Origin of the sequence: Pseudorhodoplanes sp., from assembly GCA_032027085.1 — a bacterium.
Classification (GTDB): Bacteria; Pseudomonadota; Alphaproteobacteria; order Rhizobiales; family Xanthobacteraceae; genus Pseudorhodoplanes.
Genome location: JAVSMS010000001.1, coordinates 3,994,028 through 4,021,024, shown reverse-complemented (window position 1 = coordinate 4,021,024; position 26,997 = coordinate 3,994,028). Strand labels below are relative to the sequence as shown.

The following is a 26,997-nucleotide window of genomic DNA, read 5'->3' as shown; positions in this document are numbered from 1 at the left end:
CGCATCAAGCGCCATCATCGGAATTTTGCGGCGCCTCCATGATCTTCTCAATGATCGCGCTGGCGCGCGCGATCGGATCCTTCGAATCCGTATCAAGAATCTGGCGCACCTTCTTGATCAGGTCATCGGGGGTGAACGGCTTGGTCAAGAGATCGACATCGGCGTCGAGCCGGCCCTGATGAATAATGGCATTGCGGGTATAGCCGGTGGCGAACAGGACCTTCAGGTCGGGCCGCCGCCGGCGCGCCTCGTCGGCGATCTGACGGCCGTTCATGCCGCCGGGCAACACGACGTCGGTGAACAGCATTTTGATATGCGGATTGGCATCGAACAGCCTGAGCGCGCTTGAGCCCTCATGCGTCGAGATCACGTTATAGCCTTCTTCTCGCAGCACTTCGGTGGCGAAGCGATTCACTTCCTCGTCGTCCTCGACGAGAAGGATGGTCTCCCTAAGGTCGTCGGCGGGCGCGTCCGTCTGCTCGGCTTCGGGCGGCAGCCACGGCTCGACATTCGTCTCATCCATCAGGCGTGGGAGATAAAGCTTGATCGTCGTGCCTTCGTCGATTTCGCTGTAGATTTTAATGTGACCGCCTGATTGCTTGATGAAGCCGTAGACCATGCTGAGGCCGAGGCCCGTTCCCACGCCGGTCGGCTTTGTCGTGAAAAACGGCTCGAACGCACGGTCGACGATCTCCTTGGTCATGCCGGTGCCGGAATCTGTCAGCGCCAGCATGACGTATTGACCGGGTTCGACCTCGCCGCCCTGCGCCGCGGAATAGGCTTCATCGAGATAGGTATTGGCGGTTTCGATGGTCAGCCGACCGCCGTCTGGCATCGCATCGCGGGCATTGATCGCGAGATTGAGAATGGCGTTTTCCAGCTGGTTCGGATCAATCGCGGTCCTCCACAATCCGCCGGCCAGCACTGTCTCGACGGTGATGCTCTCGCCGATCGAGCGGCGCAGCAATTCCGACATGCCCTGGACAAGGCGATTGAGATCGACTGATTTGACCTCCAGCGGATGCTGACGTGAATAGGCGAGGAGGCGCTGGATCAGCGTTGCCGCGCGTTGCGAAGCCAGCCGCGCGGAATTCAGCGTGCGTTTCAGCCGCTCATCATTTTCGGGCGCTCGCCGCAGCGCCAAATCGACATTGCCCAGAATGGCGGTGAGCAGATTGTTGAAATCATGCGCGATGCCGCCGGTCAAACGGCCGACCGCTTCCATCTTCTGCGATTGCCGCAGCGCCAATTCGGTTCGTTCGCGCCGCGCCACCTCTTGCTTCAGCCGCGCCAAGGCGAGCGCCGCGTTGCGCGTGCGGCGCAGAGCGATGAGCGAGAGGATAAAGAGCGCGATCGTCGCCGGCACTCCGAAGATCAGATAGCGCGACATATTCATGAGCCAGTCGGTGATGACCGTTTCGCGGTCAAGGCCGACCATGGCAAAGACATCGATATTGGCCAGTCGGCGATAGGCGTAAATGCGCTCTTTGCCGTCGAGCGGCGAGACCGTCTGGATCAGTCCGGAATTGTCGGCCTTCATTGTCGGAACCAGGTCGCTTTCTTCGGGCAGGTGTTTTGGAATTTGCGCGATGGCGGGAAACCGCGTTAGCAAGGCGCCGTCGGCGCGGATCAGTTGCACGACATCGACGTCGTGTCGCGGCAGTGTGGCATAGAATCGCGAAAAATAGTCCGGTCTCGCTGAAATCGTCGTCAGGCCGTTGAAGCCGGGCGCCCCGTCCCGTGTTGTCCGGCGCTTGTTGTAGGCGAAGAAACGCAGGTCCTGAACACGCGAATCCAATAGCTCGCTGACATAGATGAGGAGATTGGAATTCTTTTTCAGCACGGAAAAATATTCGCGATTGCTGAGGTCGAGATCGGGCATTGGAAAGACGGTGCCCGAGACCAGCAGCTTGCCGTCCGCGCCAATCACCCAGATGTCGAGAAGTTGCGGCATCGAATTGGTCAGAATGCGCAGACGCTGGCTGAATTCACGCTCGCGGCCTCGGATATCCGAATCCGGTAGATTGACGATTTCGTCGGTATAGCGCGCGGCCAGATCGAAGGTTTCGAAGACCTTGGTTGCGTGTTCGTAGACGACATCAAGCGTGCGCTCGAGCCGGACCGTGGCCTCCTCGAATTGCTGCCGGTAGCCGATCCAGGCGGCGATCGCAAAAATGACGATCGGAAACAGCAGCGACGCGACGACCAGAAGCCGCAGCGGCCGCACCGCATCCGCCATGTCGCGCGAAGTGATGATATCCTCCGCGGCGGCTTTTTTCATGGGCTTTGCCAAGGCCAGATGTCCGCCCGCAATATTCAGTCGGAATGGTCCTTTTGGTACCCGCTCATGGCAATCAGTTCAATGCTGGTTCCGGCCCGGCTCGCATCGGTGGCGCGGCAACCCCATATCGCGACCGTCAGCGGGAGGGTTTCGCATGTTCCAGTGTCTGCGCCGGGGTTCCATCGCGGCGATTCTGTCTGTTTTTGTGTCGATGCTATGGAGTTCCGCGCCAGGGTATGCTGCGGAAGACCCGGACCTCTTGTTCAAGCGGTCTACTGTTTTCAAATGGCTTTCCCCCAATGACAAGCTCGCGACCTATGGCATCGACGATCCGGACGTCGAAGGCGTAGCCTGCCATTTCACCGTGCCGGAGAAAGGCGGCTTCAAGGGCTGGATCGGAATTGCGGAAGAGGTCTCGGACATCTCGCTCGCCTGCCGCCAGATCGGCCCGATCAGGTTCAAGGCGAGGTTCGAGCAGGGCGAGGATGTCTTCCGCCAGCGCCGCTCACTGCTCTTCAAGAAGATGCAGATCGTGCGCGGCTGCGACGTGAAGCGCAACGTTCTGGTCTACATGGTTTATTCCGATCGTCTCATCGAAGGCTCGCCGAAGAATTCGACGTCCTCGGTGCCGATCATGCCGTGGGGTGGCAATGGCGAGGTGCCGCGCTGCGCCGACTGGGTCGAGAAGTGAGCCTCAGCGCGTGCACTCGATGGCGACGAATTCCAGGCAGGCGCCGCCACGGCAGGCGGCGCCGCTCGCGGTCGGCACGGCGCCGGTGATTTCGTCGCGGTCGAGCTTGCGGTAGGACGCCGCTTGAGTGAATTCCTTGGAGTGGCAATAGGCGGTCGCCGCGGCGGCGCCGCAGCTTGCGCCGGAGGCGAGGCAACGGTCGACGCCGTAGCCGTCGGCATCATTCGCAATGATGAAAATGCGCTTTTCCGCCTGCGCCGCGGAGGCGGCCAGCAGGGCGGCAAGACAGGACATTGCCAGCAGGGCCCGCATGGGGATCGCTCGCTGTTGGAGGTATTGCCGTAAATTGGCTGGAAATTGTTAAGGGTCTGTAAACCGATTCCCGCAGGTCCGGACAAGACCGACTGTGGCTGACAGGGGTGGTTAGACGCCAAGTGATGCGTGCCGGCCACGCCCACGGACCTGGCGTCCCGCCGGGCCGCTCTTTTTTCCGCCCTTGCAGAAGGACCGGTACAGGACTCCGATCAGCTCGCGCGCCGTCGGGTCCGACAGCCGGTAATTGATTGTGGTGCCGTCCCGCCGCTGGGTGACCAGCCGCTCCGCCCGCAGCACCGCCAGATTTTGCGACACGGCCGCCATACGTAGTCCGGTCAAGCTGGCAATTTCGCCCACCGATTTTTCCCCGTCTGAGAGATGGCAAAGGACCATCAGGCGCGGCTTTGAGGCCAGCGCCTTCAACAGCGCAGCCGCGGCCTGTGCGTTATATTCAAACTCTTGAATATTCATACTTATGAATATAAAAGAGCATTGTGGGACTTTACAAGGCATAACAGGGAGCATCGCCATGTCGATTCTCGCCGCCCGGGTCTGGTCGCCTTATGCAGCAGGCATATTGATCGGGCTCCTGCAGATTCCTGCCTTTCTTCTGATGAATACCGCGCTTGGCGCCTCCTCGTCCTTCGTGACGGTGGCTGCAAGCATCGCCGCCGTCTTTGATCCCGCCGTCGCGGCCATTCCCTATTTCAAGTCACATGTTTCCACCGCCAAGGATTGGTGGCAGGTGGCGCTTGTGATCGGCGTCGCCGTCGGCGCGTTCATGTCCGCAAGAATGTCGCGCACCATGCGTCCGGCCATGTCGGAAATGTGGGGCAGGGTGATGGGCCTCCATTCATTCACGCTTCGGTTGCTGGTGGCCTTTGCCGGCGGTTTCGTTCTCCTGCTCGGCGCGCGCATCGCCAATGGCTGCACCTCCGGGCACGGTCTGTCCGGTCTGTCGCAACTTGCGGTGTCGTCGCTGATCGCGATGGCGGCGATATTTGCCAGCGGCATCGCGATCTCTGCCTTTCTCAAGCGCGCGTAACGGAGGCTGTCATGTCACTTATTCCCGCCATTCTTCTCGGCCTCGTCATGGGCGTGCTGTTCGGGCTTGCGCTTGAAAAGGCGCGGGTAATGGAGCCCGGCTTCTTAATCGGCCAGTTTCAAATGACCAACTTCACCATGATCAAGGTGATGCTGTCGGCGATCGCCACCGGCCTCGTCGTGCTTGCGGTTCTGCATGGCCTCGGCGTCGTGCAGCTCAGTGTGAAGGCGGCGCTCGTCGGCCACATGATTGTCGGTGGGTTGCTGCTCGGTGCCGGCATCGTATTCGCCGGCGCGTGTCCCGGTACCGCGCTGGCGCAGCTCGGGGCCGGCTACAAGGATGCCTGGGCGGTCATCGCTGGAGGTCTGGCCGGCGGCTACACGTACGGACTTTACCAGAAGGAGATCGACAGGGCGCTGGACTGGTCCGGGATCGGGCTTGGCAATCTTGGCAAGATGACGCTGGTCGATCTGCTGCCCGGTGGTTTCGTCACCCTGGCGCTGATCTTTGCCGCCCTGATCGTTGTCGGTCTGGTTGCGCTGGAACGCTGGCGGCCCTGGCGGGTGGAGATGGAACGGCACGATCCGACCGGCGGCCCCGGCCGCAGCCCCGGCATCGTGACCCGTTACACCGCGCCGGCCGAATGAAACCAAGGCCCGCCCGGTCAAAGGGGCGGGCTTTTGCCATCGAACCTCCTGCTACGGCCGAATCCCGCCACTTGACGGCGCAATGGGGGTTCGGCCATTGTCCGCCCCATGATCGGCCGCAACGCAATTTTCGGCATTTGCCGGGAGATTATTCGCTAGCGCTCACGCTGGCTGCGGCCGTCTTTTGTCCATTGCGATAAAGAGAACGCCCGGGGCCAGCAGGCGCCAGGGGACAGACTTCGCATGGAACTTCGGCTCTACGATACGCTGACGCGCGAGAAGCGGTCCTTCGTGCCGCTCGATTCGACCAACGTGCGCATGTATGTGTGCGGGCCGACGGTCTATGACTTCGCCCATATCGGCAATGCGCGGCCGGTCATTGTATTCGACGTGCTGTATCGCCTGCTGCGGCATCTCTACGGCAAGGACCACGTCAAATACGTCCGCAACATCACCGATGTCGACGACAAGATCAATGCGCGCGCGGCCGAGCGCGGCATTTCCATCCGGGATCTGACCGAAGAGACTTATAGAAATTTCGAGGACGACGTGGCGGCGCTCGGCTGCCTGCCGCCGAACGTTGAGCCACGCGCGACCGAGCATATCGAGGAGATGAAGACGCTGATCGAGCGTCTCGTTGCTTCCGGCCATGCCTACGTCGCCGAGGAGCATGTTCTGTTCAGCGTGCCGTCGATGCCCGACTACGGACAGCTTTCAAAACGTCCGCTCGACGAAATGATCGCCGGCGCGCGTGTCGATGTCGCGCCCTACAAGCGGCACGATCAGGATTTTGTGCTGTGGAAGCCAAGCAAGGAAGGCGAGCCGGGCTGGTCGTCGCCGTCGGGTATCAAAACGCCGGGCCGTCCCGGCTGGCATATCGAATGCTCGGCGATGTCATGGAAGCATCTCGGCGAGACTTTCGACATCCATGGTGGCGGCATCGATCTTGTCTTCCCGCACCACGAGAACGAGATCGCGCAGTCGCGCTGCGCGTTTCATACGCCCGTGATGGCAAATGTCTGGATGCATAACGGCTTCCTGCAGGTCGAAGGCGAGAAGATGAGCAAGAGCCTCGGCAACTTCGTCACGATCCGGGATCTGCTGTGTGAGTGGCCCGGCGAAGCAATCCGGCTTGCGATGCTGCAAACTCACTATCGTCAGCCGATTAACTGGACTGAGGCCGGATTACGCGAGGCCAAGCGAATATTGGATCATTGGTATTCTTTGACCGAAGATACCGACTCCGGAGTGCAATGTGCCGACACGATTGACGCTCTCACGGACGATCTCAATACGCCCAAGGCAATAGCCGCTCTCCATGAATTGCGCAGTGAGGCTGCAAAGGGGCACAAAGGAGCTGCGGCAAGCCTGAAGGCCAGCGCGCAAGTTTTGGGGTTGTTGCACAATTCCTCGTCGAGCTGGGCTGCATGGCGGCCGGCATCGTTCGCGGTCAGCGAAAAGCAGATCAATGATTATATTGCCGCCCGCAATGCCGCGCGCGCGGCAAAGAACTGGAAGGAATCGGACCGCATTCGCGACGAACTCGCCAAGATGGGCGTTGTGCTGAAGGACTCCAAGGATGGCACCGCCTGGGAGATCGCGCGATGATGGCTATGAAGGCGGAGCGCGCAGTCTTTCCCTCTCCCCGCATGCGGGGAGAGGGTGCCGAGCGCCGTAGGCGCGAGGCGGGTGAGGGGGCATTACCCTCATTCCGATTGCCCCTCGCGCGATCGCCTTCGCCTCGCCTGGCAATCGACCTCTCCCCGCACGCGGGGAGAGGCAAAGAAGAGAAAGGCGCTCGATAATGGCCAGCGCCAATCCCACCCTCGCCATGCGCCCCTTCCTTGCCGCGGATGCGCCGCTGCTCACGGAAATCTTCCGCGCCAGCGTCGAGGAGCTTGCGGCGGAAGATTATTCCGACGCGCAAATCGAAGCCTGGCTCACCGCTGTCGACGACGAGGCGGCCTTCGGTAAGCTGCTCGGCGAGCAACTCACATTGATCGCCACACTCGACGGCTCGCCGGTCGGATTCGCCTCGCTGAAAGGCAATGACGGCATCGACATGCTTTACGTTCACCCCGCCGCCACCGGGCAGGGCGCAGCCTCCATGCTCATTGATGCGCTGGAAAAGCTCGCCGGCGCGCGCGGCGCGACGAAACTGAAGGTCGAAGCCAGCGACACCGCGCATGATTTCTTCAGGAAGCGCGGCTACGTCCCAATGCAGCGCAATTCGGTGTCGCGCGGCGGCGAATGGCTCGCCAATACCAGCATGGAAAAGCCGCTCGGCGGCAAGCGGGACGTGCAATGAATCTGCAGCGCCATCACATCATTGTTTCGGCGATCGCCATCGTCGTCGCCGTTGCGCTCGCAGCGAACTATTACCTGTGGTGAGGAGGCCATGAAACGTCCCGACACGCCATTCCCGCGCCACTGGCTCTATTACATTGCGCTGAAGGTGATCATCATAGCGGCGGCCGTTCTGCTGGCGCTTTATGTGTATGGATTGCTGTAATGGCCAGAGAGCGGCTCTATCTTTTCGACACCACCTTGCGCGACGGCGCGCAGATGAACGGCGTGGATTTCACCCTGCACGACAAGCTCGTGGTGGCGGAGATGCTGGACAAGCTCGGCCTGGATTATGTCGAGGGCGGCTATCCCGGCGCCAATCCCACAGACACCGAATTGTTCAGCGAGACGCGCAAGCTTGGCGCCACCTTCACGGCCTTCGGCATGACCCGTCGTCCCGGCCGTTCTGCCTCGAATGATCCCGGGCTCTCCGCGCTGCTGCACGCGAAGGCTGATGCCATCTGCTTTGTCGCCAAATCCTGGGACTATCACGTGCGCGTCGCGCTGGAGACGACCGATGAGGAGAATTTGGCCTCCATCCGCGACAGCGTGAAGGCGGCCAAGGACACGGGCCGCGAGGTGCTGGTCGACTGCGAGCATTTCTTTGACGGCTACAAGAGCAATCCGGAATATGCGCTGGCCTGCGCCAGGGTCGCCTATGAGTCCGGCGCGCGCTGGGTGGTGCTGTGCGACACCAATGGCGGCACGCTGCCGCACGAGGTCGAAGAGATCGTCGGCGCGGTGGTCAAACACATTCCCGGCGCATATGTCGGCATCCATGCGCATAATGACACCGAGCAGGCGGTGGCGAATTCTCTCGCCGCGGTGCGCGCCGGCGCCCGCCAGATCCAGGGCACGCTGAACGGCATCGGCGAACGCTGCGGCAACGCCAACCTGGTGTCCATTATTCCGACGCTGAGGCTGAAAAAGGAATTTGCCGACAAATTCGAGATCAACATCTCGGACGAGCAGCTCAAGAATCTTGCCGCGGCCTCGCGCAGGCTCGACGACATGCTCAACCGCGCGCCCAATCGCCATGCGCCTTATGTCGGCGATAGCGCCTTCGCCACCAAGGCCGGCATTCATGCCTCGGCGATCCTCAAGGATCCCGCGACCTACGAGCATGTCGCGCCGGAAACAGTGGGCAATCACCGCAAGGTGATGGTGTCCGATCAGGGCGGGCGTTCCAATGTGCTGTCGGAGCTGGAGCGCATCGGTATCCAGGTCGATAAGAACGATCCGCGCGTCGCGCGCCTGCTCGATGAGGTGAAGGAGCGCGAGGCGTCCGGCTATGCCTACGAAAGCGCCGATGCGTCATTCGACCTGCTGGCCCGGCGCATTCTCGGCAAGGTGCCCGATTATTTCGACGTCGATCAGTTCGATGTGAATGTCGAGCAGCGCTACAATGCCGTTGGCAAGCGCGTCACCGTGGCGATGGCGGTGGTGAAGGTGAAGGTCGCGGGCGAGACGCTGATCTCGGCGGCCGAGGGTAACGGGCCGGTCAATGCGCTCGACGTGGCGCTGCGAAAAGATCTCGGCAAGTATCAGAAATATATCGAGGGGCTGAAGCTGCGCGATTATCGCGTGCGTATCCTCAACGCGGGCACCGGGGCGGTGACGCGGGTGCTGATCGAAAGCGAGGACGAGAACGGCGAACGCTGGACCACCATCGGCGTGTCGCCGAATATCATCGACGCTTCGTTCCAGGCACTGATGGATTCCGTCGTGTACAAGCTGGTGAAGTCCGGCGCGACGGCATAGAGACCGTCATGGCCGGGCTTGTCGGGGCCTTCCACGGCTTGATCGGCTGCAGCGAAGAAAGACGTGCATGCCCGCGACAAGTTTACACTCCGGCCGGTCTTCGGCCGGACCGGGGTGCGCGGACATGACGAAGGAAAGATGACCATGATCGACCACATCTCCGTCTCTGTCAGCGACCTCGATCGCTCTGCCGAATTCTACGAAACGGTGCTTGGCGCGCTCGGCTATCAAAAGCTGGAAACGCGTCCGGCGACCATTGCCTTCGGAAAGAAGTATCCAGAATTCTGGATCAATCATCGTCCGTGGATGAAAAAAGTCGAGGACGATTCAGGCATGCACATCGCCCTGCGTGCATCGTCACAGGAAATGGTCGATACCTTTCACGCGGCAGCGCTCAAGGCCGGCGGAGCATCCGATGGCGAGGCGGGTCTGCGTCCGCAGCACGGAGAGGGCTATTATGCCGCCTTCATCCGTGATCCGGACGGCAATCGCATCGAAGCGGTGACCTTTGTGAAATGAACACCTTTCCCGCTGCGCGGGGAAGGGAGATCACAACCTCTCCGCCGTTCCCGCTTCCATCAGCTTCTCGGCTTCCGAAACCCTGCGCGCGGCTTTCCGCAGCATCGGCAGGATCTCTTCCACATGGTCGGCGCAGAGCAGATTGACGTTGTTGGCCGTGTGAATGAATGCGAGCTCCTTCATGTGGTCGAGCAACGCACGCAGCGGGTCCCAGAAACCGTTGATATTCGCAATCAGGATCGGCTTCTTGTGACGGCCAAGCTGCGCCCAGGTGAGCTGCTCGACCAGTTCTTCCAGCGTGCCGATGCCGCCTGGCAGGGCAACGAAAGCGTCCGAGCGCTCGAACATGATGCGCTTGCGCTCATGCATGTCGCGCGTGACGATCAGCTCCTGCACATCGACCATCGGCCGTTCCTTGCCGGCCAGGAATTCCGGAATGATGCCGGTCGCCTGTCCGCCCTTGGCCAGAACCGACGCGGCGACCGCGCCCATCAGGCCGACCGAGCCGCCGCCATAGATCAGGCGCACATGGCTTTCGGCCATGATGGCCCCGAAAGTATGCGCGGCGTTGATGAAACTGGGATCGGTTCCGGGTCCGGAACCGCAATAGACACAGATATTTCGAATCTCGGTCATGCAGCGGACTGTGGCACTGGATGCAAAAGGGCGTCAAAGGCGGGCCGGACGTTGATGTAGGACCCTGATATGCCTATTCCAAGTGCCGCTCTTGTGTCTGGCCGGCCGATTGGCGGCCAAACCGCTGGGCGGAGAGGGCAAAATACCTATATGACATCTCGCCCTGCCAGCCATGCTTGAGCCCGCCGGTTAAACACTGATGACACCTCGCTCCAGGTCCGTGACGCCGCCCGACCCGTCCTCATCGCATGCATCCATCGGGGGCGGCGGTTTGTTCACTGCGCTGCTCAAGCTCTGGCCTTATATCTGGCCGTCGGACCGGGGCGATCTCAAGCTGCGCGTCGTGGGGGCGATGGTCCTGTTGCTGCTGGCCAAGCTCGCGACCGTCACAGTGCCCTTCACCTACAAATGGGCGGTGGACGCGCTCAGCGGGCAGGCGCCTGCGCCTGCGAGCGACGCCTCCTGGCTTGATCACTGGCTCACCTGGGTGATCGCCGCGCCGATCGCCATGACGCTGGCTTATGGCGGCATGCGCATCCTGATGGCGGCGCTGACGCAATTGCGCGACGGCCTGTTCGCCAAGGTGGCGATGCATGCCGTGCGGCGTCTCGCCATTCTCACCTTTGAACACATGCACAAGCTGTCGCTGCGCTTCCATCTGGAGCGCAAGACCGGCGGCCTGACGCGCGTGCTCGAGCGGGGGCGCAACGGTATCGAAATCATCGTGCGGATGGTGATCCTGCAATTGATGCCGACGATCATCGAGCTCGCCTTGATCGTCGCGGTCCTGCTCTGGCAATTCGACTGGCGCTACGTGGCGGTAATCGTGATCACCGTCGCCGCCTATATGTGGTTTACCTATATCGCCACCGAATGGCGCATCGCCATCCGCCGGAAGATGAATGACAGCGACACCGACGCCAACACCAAGGCGATCGACTCGTTGCTTAATTATGAAACCGTCAAATACTTCGTCGCCGAGGAACGCGAGGCGCGCCGCTATGACCGTTCCATGGCGCGTTACGAGGATGCCAGCGTTCAGGCCTACACCTCGCTCGCTTGGCTGAATGCCGGACAGGCGCTGATCTTTACGTTCGGCCTCGCCGCCACCATGGTGATGTGCGCCTATGGGATCAAGGCCGGGACCAACACGGTCGGCGATTTTGTCATGATCAACGCGATGATGATCCAGCTTTATGTGCCGCTGAATTTCATGGGCATGGTCTATCGTGAGATCAAGCAGGCTATCACCGATATCGAGACCATGTTCTCCATACTCGCGCGCGATCCGGAGATCAACGACAAGCCGAGTGCAAGACCATTGCATGTGGCCGCCGGCGATATCCGTTTCGAGAATGTGTCATTCGCCTACGAACCGGACCGGCCCATCCTCAAGGGCATCAGCCTGCACGTGCCGGCCGGCAAGACGGTGGCGATTGTCGGTCCCTCGGGCGCCGGCAAGTCCACGATCTCGCGGCTCCTGTTCCGCTTCTATGAAGTGACGGGCGGTCGCATCCTGATCGACGGACAGGATATCCGCGATGTGACGCAATCCTCGTTGCGCGCCGCGATCGGCATGGTGCCGCAGGACACCGTGCTGTTCAACGACACCATCCGCTACAACATCCGTTACGGCCGCTGGGAAGCGACCGACCAAGAAGTGGAGGAGGCGGCCCGGCTGGCGCAGATCGATACCTTTATTCGGCTGTCGCCGAAAGGTTACGAGACCGAAGTCGGCGAGCGCGGCCTGAAATTGTCGGGCGGCGAAAAACAGCGTGTCGCCATTGCGCGCACGATTCTGAAGGGGCCGCCGATTCTGCTGCTCGACGAGGCGACCTCCGCCCTCGACAGCCACACTGAGAAGGAAATTCAGGACGCACTCGAGCGCGTCTCGCGCAACCGCACCACGCTGGTGATCGCGCACCGGCTCTCGACCATTGTCGGCGCCGACGAGATCATTGTGCTCGACCGGGGCGAGATCGCCGAGCGTGGGACGCATGGCCAGTTGCTGGCCCGGAAAGGTCTCTACGAAAGCATGTGGAATAAGCAGCGGAAAGCCGAGGAAGCGCGCGAGAAACTTGCGGAAATCGGAGAGCAGGAGTCTGCCCCCAACCGTCTTCCACCGCCCGTGGAGGACGAGATATCGGCGGCCGCGGCTGCACCGCGATCCGTGGCGCCGGTCGATATCGTTGAGTGATGCTGCGCGCCAACTTGCGAAGGCGCTTAAAGTCAGGCAACTAAACCGCCATGTCGATTGCCAATTCTATCCGCTCCCAGCTCGCGCCCATCCATCCGGAGGGCTATCCGTTCATCGGCGCCTTCGCGCTGCTGAGTTTGGTCTTGTTCTGGATCTGGACGCCGCTCGGATGGATCGGCACTTTTCTCACCGCCTGGTGCGCCTATTTCTTTCGCGATCCTCAACGGGTTACGCCGGTCCGTGAAGGTCTGATCGTATCGCCCGCGGACGGCCGCGTCAGTCGTGTCACCAATGTGGTGCCGCCGGCGGAGCTTGGGCTCGGCGACAGGCCGCTGCCGCGCGTGTCCGTCTTCATGAGCGTGTTCGACTGTCACGTGAACCGCAGCCCGATGGCAGGCCGCATCGAGCGCATCGTCTACAAAGCCGGCAAATTCCTGAATGCCGATCTCGACAAGGCGAGCGAGGACAACGAGCGCAATTCGCTGGTGATCGGCAACGGCAATGTCCGCATCGGGGTGGTGCAGATCGCCGGCCTTGTGGCCCGGCGCATTGTGTCGTTTTCGCGGGAGGGCGACGTGCTCGCCGCCGGCGACCGTTTCGGCCTGATCCGCTTCGGCTCGCGGCTCGACGTCTATTTGCCGGAGGGAACGAAGCCGCTGGTGGCCGAGGGGCAGACCTCGCTCGCCGGCGAAACCATCATCGCCGATCTCAAGGCCCCCGATCCTCTGCGCACCTACCGGGTAGGCTGACGTTAAGGAAGCGCCGCCGCATTCGATGGCAAGTTCCCGCGCGGCTCGCTATATTGCCGATATGCTGTTCCCACCGATCGATCCCGACCGCCTGGCCGCCCGGAAAAAGCGTTTTCGCGCCATTCCGGTGCGGGTCCTGCTGCCCAACTTCATCACCCTGCTGTCGCTCTGCGCCGGCCTGACGGCGATCCGACTCGCCATTGAGGGGCGCCTGGAATGGGCCTTGGGCGCCATCGTGTTTGCCGCCATGCTGGACGGCGTGGACGGTCGGCTTGCGCGCATGCTCAAGGGCCAGTCCCGCTTCGGGGCGGAACTCGACAGCCTGGCCGACTTCGTGAATTTCGGCGTGGTGCCGGGCCTCATTCTCTATTTCTGGGGGCTGAACGATCTGGGCTCGGTTGGCTGGATCGCCTCGCTTGTCTTCGCCATCTGCATGGTACTTCGGCTCGCCCGCTTCAATGTGATGGCGGACGATCCGACAAAGCCCGCCTGGGCCGGCAATTTCTTCACCGGCGTGCCGGCGCCGGCCGGCGCCATCATCGTCATGCTGCCGATCTATCTCAATCTGCTCGGCATGCAGCGGTTCACCGTCGTCGCGCTGATCTACACGCTGATCGTTTCATTCCTGCTGGTGTCGACCTTGCCGGTGTTTTCGGGCAAGCAGTTTGGCAAACGGGTGCCGCCGGATCGGGTGCTGCCGATTTTTGTTGTCGTGGTTTTGTTTGTCGCCTTGCTCGTCAGCTATCCGTGGTGGGTGCTGACCATCGGCACCGTCTGTTATCTTGCCTCGCTCCCCTTCGGCTGGCTCGCCTATCAGCGTTACAAGGCGCAGGACGCAGCGACCGCCGCTGCCGGAACTGCCGCGGCCCCGGCGGCGGGAGCCGCCGGTTCACCGCCGGTGTCGCCGATGTTGCCAGGCGGCGAAGACAGCGAACGTCCGGGCCGTTTGAACTAACCGGAATCTCATGTGGCTGCGATGAGACGCGCGATTGCCGTGCTGCCGGCCGGAACGGTAAGCGATCTGCGTCTCGTCGATACCCTGCTGCTCAATTATGAGCAGCGACAGAGGCCGGAAGGTTCGCATACTGCCCTGCGCGGCACACGGATCGAGATGGCCCTGACGCAATCGGTGCGCCTGCAGACCGACGACCGATTGATCCTGGACGACGATGCGCTGATCGAAATTGTCGCGCGTCCGGAGCCACTCTATGAAGTACGCGCGGCCAGTTCGTCCGATCTTGCGCGGATCGCCTGGATGCTCGGTGACCGCCATCTTCCCGTCGATATTTCGGAGCGGCGTCTGCGTGTGAGGCGCGATCCGGCTGTCAGCGTCCTGCTAAGCGACGCCACGGTCAGGATCATCGCCATCGATGCACCGTTCGAGCCGGAAGGCGGCGCCTATGCTGGTGTGCCGAGCGGAGGTTAGGCCTTTACCGCGCTGTGAAAATGGGTAGCATAGTTGCAAATGAAACCGACCGTAGAAGTCGGCGCAAGGGAGGGACCCCATGGCATTTCATCGTCGTCAATTCATCAAACTCGCGGGTGCGGCCGTTGCCGCGCCGGCTGTCTCCCGCACGGCCTTCGGTCAGTCGCAAGTGACGTTGCGACTGCATCATTTTCTGCCGCCCGTTTCGAACGTGCATACGCGGTTGTTGACGCCGTGGGTAAAGAAGATCGAGCAGGATTCCGGCGGCAAGCTGAAGATCGATATCTTTCCCTCCATGCAGCTCGGTGGAACGCCGCCGCAGCTCTACGATCAGGCGCGCGATGGCGTCGCCGATATCGTGTGGACCCTGCCGGGATCGACGCCCGGCCGGTTCCCGAAGATCGAAGTGTTCGAATTGCCCTTCGTCCCGCACAAGAACGCGATCGTGAACGCGAAAGCGGTGCAGGATTTCTACGCTGACAATCTGCGCGACGAGTTCAAGGAGACGCAGGCGCTTTGCGTCTGGGCGCACGATCATGGGCTTGTCCATGCGTCCAAGCAGGTCAAGAGCATGGATGACCTGAAGGGCCTGAAGCTGCGTTCGCCGACACGCCTTGCCGGCGAGGCGCTGAAGGCGCTTGGCGCCAATGGCATTCCGATGCCGATCCCGCAGGTGCCGGAAGCGCTGGCACAGCGGGTGATCGACGGCTGCGTGGTGCCGTGGGAAGTCGTGCCGGCGATCAAGGTGCAGGAACTGGTCAAGTATCACACCGAGATTTTCGGTTCGCCGACGCTCTACACCGCAACCTTCGTCATCGCGATGAACAAGCCGAAATATGACGGTCTGCCGGCCGATCTGAAGAAGGTACTGGATCAGAATTCCGGTATGGCCTTTGCTGAACTCGCCGGAAAGATGTGGGATGAGCAGGCGATCGCCGTCGAGGAGGCGGTGAGGAAGCGCGGCAACACCGTTACCGAACTGTCCAAGGAAGAATCGGCGCGCTGGCAGAAGGCGACCCAGCCGGTCGTCGACAACTGGCTGAAACAGGCCAAGGACAAGGGGCTGAAGGGCGAGAAGCTGCTCGCCGACGCCAAGGCGGCGATTGCCAAATACGGCAAGAGCTGAGCGAATGACCGACACCATCGGGGAGGGCGGACAGCGGATCCGTGACAGACCGCTGGCCGCCCCGACACGCCTGCTGGCGATTGCCGGCGGACTTTTGTCGGTGGGCCTTGCGGCGATGGTCACTGTTCATGTCTGCCTGCGCTGGTTGTTCAACAGTCAGGTGCCGGGCGATATCGAGCTCGTGCAGATTGGCACCGCGCTGACCATCTTTGCGTTCTTTCCGCTCTGCCAGTCGCGCCGCGGCAATATCGTGGTCGACAGTTTCACCACGCATATGTCGCCGCGCGCACGTGATCTGCTCGACGCGCTCTGGGACCTTGTCTATGCCGGCACGGCATTTGTCATCGCTTGGCGTCTGGCCGTCGGCGCCTGGGACACGATGCGCAGCAACACCGTGTCGATGATTCTTGGTCTGCCGACCGGCTGGGCGGTTTCCGCGTGCGCGGTTGCCGCAGGGTTTCTCGGCGTCGTTGCCGTCGCGACATCGCTGCGCCTGATCCGGGGTCGGGCATGAATCCTGCTACGGTTGCCGGATTCGGCTTCCTTGCCATGCTGGTGCTGATCGCGCTGCGCATGCCGGTCGGTCTCGCCATGTTTATCACCGGCAGCGCCGGCTTTGTCTATTTCTCCGGCTGGACGGCGTTCCTCAGCTACATGAACACGACGCCGTTCTACCTGTTCTCCAACTACACCTTGTCGGTCATTCCGCTGTTCATCCTGATGGGCGCGATCGCGGAACGCTCCGGCCTTTCGACCAAATTGTTCACGGCCGCCGCAGGCCTAATCGGGCACCGGCGCGGCGGGCTCGGCATGGCCCTGATCGGGGCCTGCACGGCGTTTGGCGCGATCTGCGGCTCTTCTGTCGCAACCACGGCGACGTTCGCGCGCGCCACCCTGCCGGAATTCAAGCGCTATCGCTACGCGCCGGGCTTTGCCACCGGCGCCATCGCCGTCGGCGGCACGCTCGGCATTCTCATTCCGCCATCTATCATTTTGGTCGTCTATGCGATCACGACCGAACAGAACATCGCCAAGCTGTTCAAGGCTGCGCTCGTTCCGGGGCTGATGGCGGCCGTTTTCTATTGCATCGTGATTGCGCTGATCGCTCATCGCAATCCCGACGTCGCGCCGGCGCACGGCAAGGTGGGCGGCAAGGAGCGCGTCAGGACGTTGCTGGCGGTCTGGCCGGTGCTGCTGGTCGCGGTGGTCGTGGTCGGCGGCATCTATGGCGGCGTGTTCACGCCGACGGAAGGCGCCGGCGTCGGCGCCGTTTCGATGATCGTGATCGCGCTGGCGCAGCGCACGCTCGGCTGGGCGGAATTCAGGGATTCGCTGCTGCAGACGGCGGAAACCTCGGCAATGATCTTCATCATCATCCTCGGCTCTGAAGTGTTCGATGCCTTTCTCGGCCGCTCGCAATTGCCGGAAAAGGCCGCGCAATTCGTGACTGGATTCGGCCTGCCACCGCTCGGCGTCATCGCCGTCCTGATGCTGTTTTACATTCTGTTGGGCGCCGTCATGGACGAACTGGCGATGATCCTGCTGACGCTGCCAGTGTTCTTCCCGATTGTCTCCGCGCTCGATTTCGGCCTGCCGCCGGACGAGACTGCGATCTGGTTTGGCATCCTGGTGCTGATCGTTGTCGGCATCGGGCTGACATGTCCGCCAATAGGACTGAACGTCTTCGTCGTGTCGGCCATTGCTCGCGACGTGCCGATGATGGCGACCTATCGCGGCGTCGTGCCGTTCATCGCCGCCGATATCGTGCGGCTGGGTTTGGTGGCCGCATTTCCGGCACTGGCGCTCTGGCTGGTGCGGGTGCTGGATTAGGTGGCCGCCAAAGGATGCCCCGGCATCAGATCATAGGGATGCTTCCAGCCGGGCAGGGCCTTGATGCGCCCGAGCCAGGCCGCAATGTTCTTGTGCGTGCCGGCGATATCGAAGCCGAATTCCTCGACCGGATAATAGAGATAGCCCGTCATTGAGATGTCGGCGATGGTCGGATGGTCGCCGACGAGATACGGCGCTTTGCCCAGCCGCTTGTCGACGATGGCAAGATTGTTGTCGATGCGTCCTTTCAGGAAGTTGAGCACCGCGGGATCAGCCGCAGGTTTGGCGAAGTTTTTCAGGAAACGATACGGGCCGAGAAAGCCGTTCACCTTCTGATTGTCGAAAATGATCCAGCGCAGCGCCTCGAGCCGCTCGTCTTCTGTCTGCGGGTGAAATTTGCCGGTATGTTCCGCGAGATAGGTGAGAATGACGCCGGACTGGGTGAGCTTCTTCTCACCATGGACGAGCACGGGCGCTTCGCCCATTTCGTTGACGTTTTCCCGATAGGCGGGGGTTAGCTGCTCGCGCTTGCCGAAGAAATCGACATGGATCGGCTCCCATTTGGCGTCGATCAGGTTGAGCATCAGCGCGGCGCGATAGGCGTTGCCGGATTGGGCAAAACAATAAAGCTTGTAGTCGGACATGCGCGATCCTTCGGGGAAATGCGGTGAAGCGCGGAGAGCAGCGGAGCCATTCTAGTCCGTGGTTGACGGCTGAAAAGGAAAATCGGCAGCATGGCGTCCCGCGAACAAGATTCACAGGCCTATCATCTCGCCGGCTCGACGATCGGCTGGGCGAGAATCCACAGGCTCAGCATCGTGTAGCCGATCATCAGGGCCAGCATGGGATATTGGCTGCGCCGCGCGATGCTCGCATTGTAGTAGATGCGGAAGGCGATGACATGCGCGAGCCATACCGCGATGATGTGGCCGCAGACGATAGCGATCACCGACAGATACCAGATGAACCGCGCATCCACGATGCTGATGTCGATCCGGTAAAGCGTAGTGCCGAACAGGTCCCACTTAAAACCAAAGGGATCGGAAGCCAGCGGGATGATGAATTGACCAGCAATCATCAGCAGCGAAAAATAATGGGCGAGATGATAGGCGATGGCGATGGGCACGAGGGTGAGAACGAACAGGCCGGCCAGCGCCACAAAGCCCTTGCCGCCTGCGATCCGTGTCATCAATGCGATGACAAAGAGATAGAGGGCGGCCAGGGCGAGCGGACCGGCAACAAGCAGCGCCGTTGCGAGCAGGCTGTAGGTTCGCTGAAAGCTGGCGCCGTTTGTGCCGAGCAGCCATTCCGCCGTCGCGGCCCACAGAGGCGTTTCCATCAGGCCATCGACTGTAACACTTCCCAGAATCAGAAGTGTGAATGCCGTCATCGCCGGATCGAGCGGCTGTTGAGCGAGCAGGCCGGAGCCATAAGGATGCAGGCTCCAGTGCCAGCATTGATCGCGATGCACACGCAATGGAGCAAACCGGCCAAAGAGTCCGAGAGCGACCGAAATGGCTTCGCCGTTCGTGTTCCAGATGTCGCGTCCGAAGATGACGAACCCGGCCCAGGTGAGGCCGGAATAGATGATGAGTGCGGTCGCGATATAGCGCGGCACGTCGCGATCGGTCGCCACGAGCTCGAACCAGACAAGGATGAGGAACAGTATGCAGGCCGGCCATGCGGAAAGCCGGGCCGGGTAGGGAAGGTGCAACTGCAGGCTCTTGCCTGTAAGGCGCTGCACCGCGCTTTCGGCGAAATCAAAGGCCGCGGTCCAGGGACTTAACAGCGGCCATAAATTTCCGACAAAGGCCGACAGCAGGGTCACGCCCACCCAATAGATCACCCAAGTCGTGACGGGTGTGATGTTCTTGAAAGGATTCTGACGCCCGAACAGGCCGGCGGCAACCAGCAACGCCAGAATGGCGACGGATAGAATTTGAACGGCGATGACGACCGGAGAAGAAATGGTGCCGTGGAGCAAGGGATGTGCAGATAAGCGGTACGAAGCATCCTGCGGCCGGCGCATGAACACAGCAAGAATGACAAAGGACACGGCGACCGCCGCACCGGACGCAAGCAGATAGAAGTTGAGCGGCAGCGGCAGGTCATAGCGCTGGCCGAGTCCATGCGCCGCTGCCTCAGTATGCAGGGCCGCGAGGAGGCCAAGGCCTGCAGCAACTCTTATGGCGGCCAGCGCGATCAATTGATCACCGCGGATGAACTTCGAGATACATCAATGTTCTGTGACGGCCGGGCGCTCCACTGCCATCAGATGAATGGATCTCGATGGCAAAGCGGCCCGTCGCGCGCGCCATGAACGCCATCACGCCAGGCGTGTCGCGATCGACCGTGGTTTCGATGTCATAGCCATGCAGATGCAATGTCGTGCGCTGGTCGGCGCTCCATGCAAGTTCGACGGCGTCGCCGCGGCGCACTGTGATCGCCCGCAGGTTGGCGATGACCTTGCCGTTTTCAATCCGCAAATCGAAGCGGCGGATATTGCCGGTGCTGACTTGCGCCGAACACGGCTCAATGAATCCGAAGAAAATCAAGGCCAACAAATACATCGCCTTGGTTGCACGGAAGACCATTGTTTCAGGCCCGCGTCCCGGGATCATGAATCGCGCTTCCGATCCAGACGGAAACATTGTACGGTTCATCGACCTGCGCAGGTACCGGCGCGGACATGATGTATGCCTTCAATGCATCGTGCCGAAAAGATGTTGCTCCGGGCGCGGGCCAAACTGAAACCCGCCGTTGATTTTATCGCGGGCTGAGCCCGCCCGGCGGTGAAAATTTAGAAGCGAAAAATTCGAGATCAGTTCTCACGGGAGGCTACCATGAAGCGCGCCTTTGCTGTCGCGGCTTTAACGGCCAGTCTCGCTTGGCCATCTGCCGGACATGCCGAAATCCTCGCGATGCTCAATTACGAAAGCAAATCACCCGAGGCCCTGAAAGCCTTCAAGAGTCCGGTCCCCGGGCAAAAACGGCAGGAAGGTATCGCCGTCATCGACGTTAATCCGGCCTCGCCGAATTACGGAAAGACCGTGGAAAACCTTCCGTTGCCACCCGATCTGGTCGCGCATCATATTTTCTACAATCGTGATTCCTCCAAGGCATATGTCAACGCTCTGGGCAAACCGGAATTGCGCGTGATCGACATGTCGAAGCGGCCTTTCGCGGCGAAGACGGTATTGGTGCCGGATTGCCAGGTGGGGGAGGACGTCGTTTTTTCGGACGACAACAAGACCTGGTACCTGACCTGCATGGGATCGGGGAAATTGATCATTGGCGACGCGGTCACCGATCAGCCGGCCAAATCCGTTACGTTGCCGAAGCCTTATCCGCATGGCATCGCGGTGCATAACGGCATCGATCGCCTGCTGCTGACCAGCACCGTCCGCGCGACGGACCTCGGCGATCCCGGCGAGACGATTACCGTTGTCGAAGCCAGCACAGGCAACGTGCTGTCGAGCCACAAGCTCTCGAGCAAGCCGTCACCCTCGGGCGAGGCTCCGGTCGAGATCCTGTTCGTCCCGGGTGCCAATCCGCCGGTGGCTTACATCACCAACATGAATGGCGGAACGCTCTGGACCGCCACATGGAACGCGGAGAAGAAGGATTTCGACGTCGCGCAGGCATTCGACTTCGCGACGGTCAAAGCCGGCGTTCCGCTTGAGATCTATTTCAACGGCAAGGCGGACCGGCTGTATGTTACGACCGCCAAGCCAGGGCATCTGCATGTCTTCGACATCAGCAGGTCGCCTGCCCAGCCGGTATTGCAGAAGTCAATTCCGGCGGCCGAGGGCGCCCATCATGTCGCGATCACCAAAGATGAAAAGTTCGCCTTCGTGCAGAACTCCTTGCTCAATCTGCCCGGCATGAGCGACGGCTCGATCACGGTTATCGATCTCACCAAGGGCGAGGTGGTGGACAGCGTCAACGCGCTGAAGGATCAGGGTTTCAATCCGAACAGCATCGTGTTGCTGCCGGAATGGAATCATCCGGCGGGACATTAGCCCGCCTGCATTCCGCAAAATTTTACCCCACCCGCGGTTCGCTTCGCGGGTGGGGTATTTCGCGAATATCCGTCCTATCGCATCGTCGGAATGGTGAATTCCGCCCCTTCCTTGGTGCCGGACGGCCAGCGCGAGGTGACGGTCTTGGTCTTGGTGTAGAAGCGGATCGAATCCGGGCCGTGCTGGTTGAGATCGCCGAAGCCGGAGCGCTTCCAGCCCCCGAAGGTGTGATAGGCGAGCGGCACGGGAATCGCGAAGTTGACGCCGACCATGCCGACACTGACGCGCTGGGTGAAATCGCGCGCGGTGTCGCCGTCGCGGGTAAAGATCGAGACGCCGTTGCCGTATTCGTGCTCGGAGGGGAGACGCACGGCCTCTTCGTAATCCTTGGCGCGTACGACGGACAAGACAGGGCCGAAAATCTCCTCCTTGTAGATTTTCATGTCTGGCTTGACCTGGTCGAATAGGCAGCCGCCCATGAAATTGCCGTTCTCGTAGCCTTGCAGCTTGAAATTACGGCCATCGACCAGGAGCTTGGCGCCTTCCTTGATGCCGAGATCGACATAGCCCTTCACCTTGTTGAGGTGCGCCTTGGTGACCATCGGGCCGTAATCGGCGCTGGGGTCGGTGGAGGTGCCGATCTTCAGCGCCTCGACGCGCGGGATCAGTTTTTTCACCAGCGCATCGGCGGTTTTCTCGCCGACCGGCACAGCGACCGAGATCGCCATGCAGCGCTCGCCGGCCGCGCCGTAGCCCGCGCCGACCAGCGCATCGACCGCCTGATCCATGTCGGCGTCCGGCATCACGATCATGTGGTTCTTGGCGCCGCCGAAGCACTGTACGCGCTTTCCGTGCGCGCAGCCTGTCGTGTAGATGTATTCGGCAATCGGCGTCGAGCCGACAAAGCCGATGGCCTTCACGCGCGGATCGGTCAGCAGGGCGTCGACCGCTTCCTTGTCGCCGTTGACGACATTGAGCACGCCCGCCGGCAGGCCCGCTTCAAGCATCAGTTCAGCAAGCCGCATCGGCACAGAAGGATCCCGCTCCGACGGCTTGAGAATGAAGGAATTTCCGCAGGCGATGGCCGGCGCGAATTTCCACATCGGGATCATTGCCGGGAAATTAAACGGGGTGATGCCGGCGACCACGCCGAGCGGCTGCCGCATCGAATAGAGGTCAATGCCGGGACCGGCGCCGTCCGTGTATTCCCCCTTCATCAGATGCGGAATGCCGCAGGCGAATTCCACCACCTCGACGCCGCGCTGGATATCGCCCTTGGCGTCGGACAGCACCTTGCCATGCTCGGAGGAGAGCACCTTGGCGAGCGGCTCAATTTCCTTCTGGATCAGCTCCAGAAACTTGAACATCACCCGGGCGCGGCGCTGCGGGTTGGTCGCCGCCCAGGCGGGCTGGGCCGCCTCGGCATTGGCGATGGCAGCCTCGACCTCGGCGCGGCTGGCCAGCGCCACCTTGGCCTGGACCTCACCCGTATTCGGATCGAACACCTCGCCGAACCGGCTTGATTTGCCTGAGACGGACTTTCCGCCGATGAAGTGGCCAATTTCACGCATGTGCTCTCTCCGCTCTTGATTTTTCTTAACGATTAACTGCCGGTCGCGAAAGACCGGCGGCCCCGCGGCGGCATGCCCGCCGTTAGGCTTTACGCTCCTTTAAGCGCACGCAGCCTAATGTGCCAAGGCCCAGAAGGGTCTGCCCAGGAAGGGCATGTATTGCGTGGCGTTGGGGTAGCGTTTTATGGATATTGCAACCGGTCTGGGTCTTCTCGCCGGGCTCGTCGTTCTTGTCACCCTTATTTTGATGGGTGGCGATCTCGGCATGTTTCTGGATTCGCACGCCGCAATCGTCATTTTCGGGGGTTCGTTTGCCGCAACCCTGATCCGCTTCCCGCTCACGTCGATCTTTCACGGCGTTCCGATCGGCATGAAATTCGCCTTCACGCTGCGCCGCATGACGCAGCGCGATCTGGTCGACGAGATCGCAGCCCTGGCCGAAATCGCGCGCAAGCAGGGACCCATCGGCCTTGAACGCGTGGAGGTCGACGATCCCTTTCTCGCCAAGGGCGTGCGCTATGTCGCGGACGGCTATGACGCGGACTTCATCCGCGACAATCTCGAGCGCGACCGCGACAATTTCATCACCCACCTCGACGAAGGCCAGAAAATCTACCGCGCCATCGGCGATTGCGCGCCGGCTTTCGGCATGGTCGGTACGCTGATCGGCATGGTGCAGATGTTTGCCAACATGACTGACCCCTCCAAGCTCGGTCCCTATATGGCGGTGGCGCTGCTCGCGACCTTCTACGGCGCCGCCGTCGCCAACCTGTTCTGCCTGCCGATCGCCGACAAGCTGCAGCTCAAGCTGCATGATGAGGACATCAACCGTACCTTGATCATCGACGGCATCCTGATGATCCGCGACGCCAAGTCGCCGGCCCTGGTGCGTGAAATGCTGCTGGCTTATCTCCCTGAGAAACATCGCCACGAAGAGGGCGAGCTGGCGGCCGCCTAGCGCGGCGCCGGGCGACGATCATGGCTAGGAAAAAACACGGCGGCGGGCATGGCGGCGGGCACGGGTGGTTTGTCACCTTCGCCGACCTTATGGGCCTGCTTGTCGCCTTCTTCGTAATGCTGGTCGCGTTCTCCACTCAGGACAGTGCCAAGCTGCAGATCGTGGCTGGCTCCATGCGCGATGCATTCGGCGTGCAGCAGAATGTGCGCTATTCCGGCATCATCGAGGTGGATGGTCTGCCAACGCGGCCGCGTCTCAAGAACGCCGCGCGCATCAATCCGGAAGATTCAACCAACACGCCGGCCCCCGACGAGCAGGATCACAATCGGCAATATGGTCTCAAGCTGAAGCAGGAGCGCGCTTTCGCGCTGGCCGCGGCGTCGCTGCGACAGGCGATGCAGGAGATGCCGGAATTGTCGGAAATCTCCAAACACATCATGTTTGAGGAAACCAAGGACGGGCTCAATATTGAGATCGTGGATCAGGATGGCCGCTCGATGTTCGCCGATGGCGCCAAGGAGCCCTATGAGCGCACGCGCCGCGTCGTCCAGAAACTGGCCACGCAGTTGCGCGGCATGCCATACCGCCTCTCCATCACCGGCCATACCTCCGCGAGCAAGCTGCCGCCGCGCCGCGGTTACGGGCCGTGGGATCTGTCCGCCGATCGTGCCAACGCCATCCGGCAGATTCTGGAGGAGGAGGGGGTCCCTCCATCCCATATTTACATGATCGCCGGCCGGGCCGACACGCAGCCGCTCTTCCCGGACGACCCCTATATTGCGGCCAATCGCCGGGTCACGATCACCCTGATGAAGGAAGAGCCGCCGCTCCCTGCCAATTTCAAACCCTGAGGATGTTCGGGTGACTGCAACATCGCCTTCTAAAAGCATGTTGCAGGCGCCAGCAGGGTGGGATAAGCCGCCGCGTCTCGTGGCGCATCATTAGTCGGTTCCATGACGAACGCCCCAGTGAGTGTCTCGGCCGGTCCGGAAACCAGCGGCCCCGGGGTGAGCGCTCAGCCGAATTTCCTGGCTCTGACGCTTGGCAGCGTCGGCGTCGTTTATGGTGACATCGGTACCAGCGTGCTTTACGCCTTCCGTGAAGCGGCAAAAGCCGCGAACGGCGACGCCGAAGGATTCATCACCGAAGCGACAGTGCTGGGCATCCTGTCCCTGATCATTTGGACGCTGATCCTTGTGGTCACCATCAAATACGTCGTGATCCTGCTGCGTGCCGACAACAACGGTGAGGGAGGCACGCTTTCGCTTACGGCATTGGCCTTCCGCGTTCTCGGACACCGGGCACCTCTGGTGTTGATCTTGGGTGTTATCGGCGCCTCGATGTTCTACGGCTCCTCGTTCATCACGCCCGCTCTGTCGGTCATGTCGGCGGTTGAAGGACTGAAGGAAGTTTCACCATATTTCGATCATTACATCGTGCCGCTGACGGTGGTGATCCTTGCCGGTCTGTTTGCGGTCCAGTCGCATGGAACCGGAAAGGTCGCAATTCTCTTCGGCCCGATCACCCTTGTATGGTTCATTACGATCGGGGCTTTGGGAGCGTTTCATATCGCCGACGACCTGCGCGTCGTTTATGCGCTGAATCCTTATTACGGCGTCGTGTTCCTGTGGCAGAATGGATTGATCGGACTGCTGACCATGGGCGCGGTGTTTCTGGTCGCGACCGGCAGCGAGGCATTATACGCCGATCTCGGGCATTTCGGGCGCAAGCCGATCCAGATGGCATGGTTGGTGGTTGTGTTGCCCTGCCTGCTCTTGAATTACTTTGGTCAGGGCGCACTCGTGCTGGCGAATCCGGTTGCGATCCGCGATCCCTTCTACAATCTGGTGCCGGAAGGATTTCTGTTGCCGATGATCGGGCTTGCGACCATCGCGACCGTCATCGCAAGCCAGGCGGTGATCACCGGCGCTTATTCCCTGACGCAGCAGGCGATTCAGCTCGGTCTCCTGCCGCGTCTCGAGATCAGGCACACGTCGGCCGCGCATTACGGCCAGATTTTCATGCCGCGGGTGAACACGATTCTCTTGATCGGCGTGCTCTTGCTGGTGCTGATGTTCCGCAGCTCCAGCGCCTTGGCCTCCTCTTATGTGTTGGCCGTTGCGGCGACAGAGCTCATGACAACCATCCTTGGCTTCGTTGTGATCTGGAAATTCTGGCAATACCGATTGACGACGGTGTTGTTGCTCATGGTGCCGTTTATGGTGGTCGATTTGGCGTTTTTCGTCGCGACCGGTCTGAAGCTGCTGGAAGGCGCCTGGGTCCCGGTCTTGCTCGGCGCCGTGATCGTCCTGATCATGCTGACCTGGCGGCGCGGAACCCGTTTGCTGGCGGACAAGACCCGCAAGCACGAAGTACCGCTCGACTCGCTGCTGCGCAGCCTGGAAAAAAAGCCGCCGAATATCGTGGCAGGTACGGCCGTGTTCTTGACAGCCGATCCGGCCTTCGCGCCGACGGCGCTCATGCACAATCTCAAGCACAACAAGATTCTGCACGAACACAACGTGGTTCTGACGATCGTCACGTCCGACACGCCGCGCGTGACCGACGAGGAGCGCGTGACCATCACGCCGGTTTCGCCCCACTTCAGCCGCATCGCACTCAAGTTCGGCTACATGGAACAGCCCAACGTGCCGAAAGCGCTGGCGATCGCCCGCAAGCAAGGATGGACGTTCGACATCATGTCCACGTCGTTCTTCCTCTCCCGTCGTTCGCTCAAGCCGACCCCGCAGTCGGGCATGCCCGCCTGGCAGGACCGTCTCTTCATCAAGCTGGCTAGGGGGGCGAGCGACGCGACGGACTTCTTCCAGATTCCGACAGGACGGGTGGTCGAGGTCGGGACACAGGTGACGGTGTAGC

At 61.2% G+C, this 26,997-nt stretch carries 26 protein-coding genes; 18 read left to right on the top strand and 8 right to left on the bottom strand.

The features are described 5' to 3' along the window. Positions 1–4: 4 nt before the first annotated feature. On the bottom strand, positions 5–2,281 hold the full coding sequence (locus tag RO009_19685) for an ATP-binding protein (protein MDT3687257.1): 2,277 nt from the start codon (positions 2,279–2,281) through the stop codon (positions 5–7). Positions 2,282–2,492: 211 nt separating this feature from the next. Between RO009_19685 and RO009_19680 the strand changes: the two genes are divergently transcribed. Then, positions 2,493–2,972 carry a CreA family protein gene (locus RO009_19680; protein MDT3687256.1) on the top strand — a complete coding sequence of 160 codons (480 nt, stop codon included), beginning with the start codon at positions 2,493–2,495 and terminating at the stop codon, positions 2,970–2,972. A 3-nt stretch (positions 2,973–2,975) separates the two neighbouring features. Here the strand turns inward: RO009_19680 and RO009_19675 are convergent, their stop codons facing one another. Together RO009_19675 and RO009_19670 are read right to left on the bottom strand one after the other, a co-directional pair. Next, positions 2,976–3,284, bottom strand: a complete 309-nt coding sequence (locus RO009_19675) for a hypothetical protein (GenBank protein MDT3687255.1) — start codon at positions 3,282–3,284, stop codon at positions 2,976–2,978. 111 nt (positions 3,285–3,395) lie between these two features. Then, the gene (locus tag RO009_19670; protein ID MDT3687254.1) at positions 3,396–3,818 is read right to left on the bottom strand and encodes a metalloregulator ArsR/SmtB family transcription factor; all 423 of its coding nucleotides are present in this window, start codon (positions 3,816–3,818) and stop codon (positions 3,396–3,398) included. On the opposite strand from RO009_19670, the gene RO009_19665 reads away from it, so the two are divergent. The 6 genes from RO009_19665 to RO009_19640 all read left to right on the top strand — a co-directional run bounded on the left by RO009_19665 (position 3,817) and on the right by RO009_19640 (position 9,605). Further along, positions 3,817–4,332, top strand: a complete 516-nt coding sequence (locus tag RO009_19665) for a YeeE/YedE thiosulfate transporter family protein (protein MDT3687253.1) — start codon at positions 3,817–3,819, stop codon at positions 4,330–4,332. The genes RO009_19670 and RO009_19665 overlap by 2 nt on opposite strands. Before the next feature lie 11 nt (positions 4,333–4,343). Then, entirely contained in the window at positions 4,344–4,979 is a 636-nt protein-coding gene (locus RO009_19660) for a DUF6691 family protein (GenBank protein ID MDT3687252.1), read from the top strand. Between the two features lie 243 nt (positions 4,980–5,222). After that, positions 5,223–6,587 carry a cysteine--tRNA ligase gene (cysS, locus tag RO009_19655; GenBank protein ID MDT3687251.1) on the top strand — a complete coding sequence of 455 codons (1,365 nt, stop codon included), beginning with the start codon at positions 5,223–5,225 and terminating at the stop codon, positions 6,585–6,587. A 196-nt stretch (positions 6,588–6,783) separates the two neighbouring features. After that, entirely contained in the window at positions 6,784–7,287 is a 504-nt protein-coding gene (locus RO009_19650; protein MDT3687250.1) for a GNAT family N-acetyltransferase, read from the top strand. Between the two features lie 203 nt (positions 7,288–7,490). After that, on the top strand, positions 7,491–9,086 hold the full coding sequence (gene cimA, locus RO009_19645; protein MDT3687249.1) for a citramalate synthase: 1,596 nt from the start codon (positions 7,491–7,493) through the stop codon (positions 9,084–9,086). Between the two features lie 144 nt (positions 9,087–9,230). Continuing rightward, positions 9,231–9,605, top strand: coding sequence for a VOC family protein (locus RO009_19640; GenBank protein MDT3687248.1), 375 nt, complete (start codon positions 9,231–9,233; stop codon positions 9,603–9,605). Positions 9,606–9,635: 30 nt separating this feature from the next. On the opposite strand, the gene RO009_19635 is transcribed toward RO009_19640, so the two are convergent. Then, positions 9,636–10,241, bottom strand: coding sequence for a TIGR00730 family Rossman fold protein (locus RO009_19635; GenBank protein MDT3687247.1), 606 nt, complete (start codon positions 10,239–10,241; stop codon positions 9,636–9,638). Positions 10,242–10,440: 199 nt separating this feature from the next. On the opposite strand from RO009_19635, the gene RO009_19630 reads away from it, so the two are divergent. The 7 genes from RO009_19630 (at position 10,441) to RO009_19600 (ending at position 17,569) form a co-directional block, all read left to right on the top strand. Next, a complete protein-coding gene (locus RO009_19630; protein MDT3687246.1) occupies positions 10,441–12,438 on the top strand; it encodes an ABC transporter ATP-binding protein/permease in 1,998 nt (665 codons plus the stop codon). Between the two features lie 50 nt (positions 12,439–12,488). Further along, the gene (locus tag RO009_19625; GenBank protein MDT3687245.1) at positions 12,489–13,187 is read left to right on the top strand and encodes a phosphatidylserine decarboxylase; all 699 of its coding nucleotides are present in this window, start codon (positions 12,489–12,491) and stop codon (positions 13,185–13,187) included. A 61-nt stretch (positions 13,188–13,248) separates the two neighbouring features. Beyond that, positions 13,249–14,142, top strand: a complete 894-nt coding sequence (gene pssA / locus RO009_19620; protein MDT3687244.1) for a CDP-diacylglycerol--serine O-phosphatidyltransferase — start codon at positions 13,249–13,251, stop codon at positions 14,140–14,142. 21 nt (positions 14,143–14,163) lie between these two features. Continuing rightward, positions 14,164–14,613, top strand: a complete 450-nt coding sequence (locus RO009_19615; GenBank protein ID MDT3687243.1) for an urease accessory protein UreE — start codon at positions 14,164–14,166, stop codon at positions 14,611–14,613. A gap of 79 nt (positions 14,614–14,692) precedes the next feature. Next, the gene (locus RO009_19610; GenBank protein ID MDT3687242.1) at positions 14,693–15,739 is read left to right on the top strand and encodes a TRAP transporter substrate-binding protein; all 1,047 of its coding nucleotides are present in this window, start codon (positions 14,693–14,695) and stop codon (positions 15,737–15,739) included. 4 nt (positions 15,740–15,743) lie between these two features. Then, on the top strand, positions 15,744–16,253 hold the full coding sequence (locus RO009_19605; protein MDT3687241.1) for a TRAP transporter small permease: 510 nt from the start codon (positions 15,744–15,746) through the stop codon (positions 16,251–16,253). Continuing rightward, a complete protein-coding gene (locus RO009_19600) occupies positions 16,250–17,569 on the top strand; it encodes a TRAP transporter large permease (GenBank protein MDT3687240.1) in 1,320 nt (439 codons plus the stop codon). The genes RO009_19605 and RO009_19600 overlap by 4 nt, the downstream gene beginning before the upstream one ends. Here the strand turns inward: RO009_19600 and RO009_19595 are convergent. The 3 genes from RO009_19595 to RO009_19585 all read right to left on the bottom strand — a co-directional run bounded on the left by RO009_19595 (position 17,566) and on the right by RO009_19585 (position 20,190). After that, the gene (locus tag RO009_19595; GenBank protein MDT3687239.1) at positions 17,566–18,213 is read right to left on the bottom strand and encodes a glutathione S-transferase family protein; all 648 of its coding nucleotides are present in this window, start codon (positions 18,211–18,213) and stop codon (positions 17,566–17,568) included. The two genes, RO009_19600 and RO009_19595, sit on opposite strands and share 4 nt — an antisense overlap. Positions 18,214–18,335: 122 nt before the next feature. Then, positions 18,336–19,775 carry a hypothetical protein gene (locus tag RO009_19590; GenBank protein MDT3687238.1) on the bottom strand — a complete coding sequence of 480 codons (1,440 nt, stop codon included), beginning with the start codon at positions 19,773–19,775 and terminating at the stop codon, positions 18,336–18,338. Positions 19,776–19,779: 4 nt separating this feature from the next. Further along, positions 19,780–20,190 (bottom strand): hypothetical protein, encoded by a 411-nt coding sequence (locus tag RO009_19585; protein ID MDT3687237.1) that lies wholly within the window; start codon positions 20,188–20,190, stop codon positions 19,780–19,782. A gap of 222 nt (positions 20,191–20,412) precedes the next feature. On the opposite strand from RO009_19585, the gene RO009_19580 reads away from it, so the two are divergent. Then, a complete protein-coding gene (locus RO009_19580; protein MDT3687236.1) occupies positions 20,413–21,591 on the top strand; it encodes a hypothetical protein in 1,179 nt (392 codons plus the stop codon). Between the two features lie 74 nt (positions 21,592–21,665). Here the strand turns inward: RO009_19580 and RO009_19575 are convergent, their stop codons facing one another. After that, positions 21,666–23,162 carry a CoA-acylating methylmalonate-semialdehyde dehydrogenase gene (locus tag RO009_19575; protein MDT3687235.1) on the bottom strand — a complete coding sequence of 499 codons (1,497 nt, stop codon included), beginning with the start codon at positions 23,160–23,162 and terminating at the stop codon, positions 21,666–21,668. A 184-nt stretch (positions 23,163–23,346) separates the two neighbouring features. Here RO009_19575 and RO009_19570 point away from each other — a divergent pair, with 184 nt between their 5' ends. From RO009_19570 to RO009_19560, 3 genes are all read left to right on the top strand, one after another. Continuing rightward, positions 23,347–24,120, top strand: coding sequence for a MotA/TolQ/ExbB proton channel family protein (locus tag RO009_19570; protein MDT3687234.1), 774 nt, complete (start codon positions 23,347–23,349; stop codon positions 24,118–24,120). Between the two features lie 20 nt (positions 24,121–24,140). After that, positions 24,141–24,971, top strand: coding sequence for a flagellar motor protein MotB (locus RO009_19565; protein MDT3687233.1), 831 nt, complete (start codon positions 24,141–24,143; stop codon positions 24,969–24,971). 102 nt (positions 24,972–25,073) lie between these two features. Beyond that, on the top strand, positions 25,074–26,996 hold the full coding sequence (locus RO009_19560; GenBank protein ID MDT3687232.1) for a potassium transporter Kup: 1,923 nt from the start codon (positions 25,074–25,076) through the stop codon (positions 26,994–26,996). Position 26,997 lies beyond the last annotated feature (1 nt).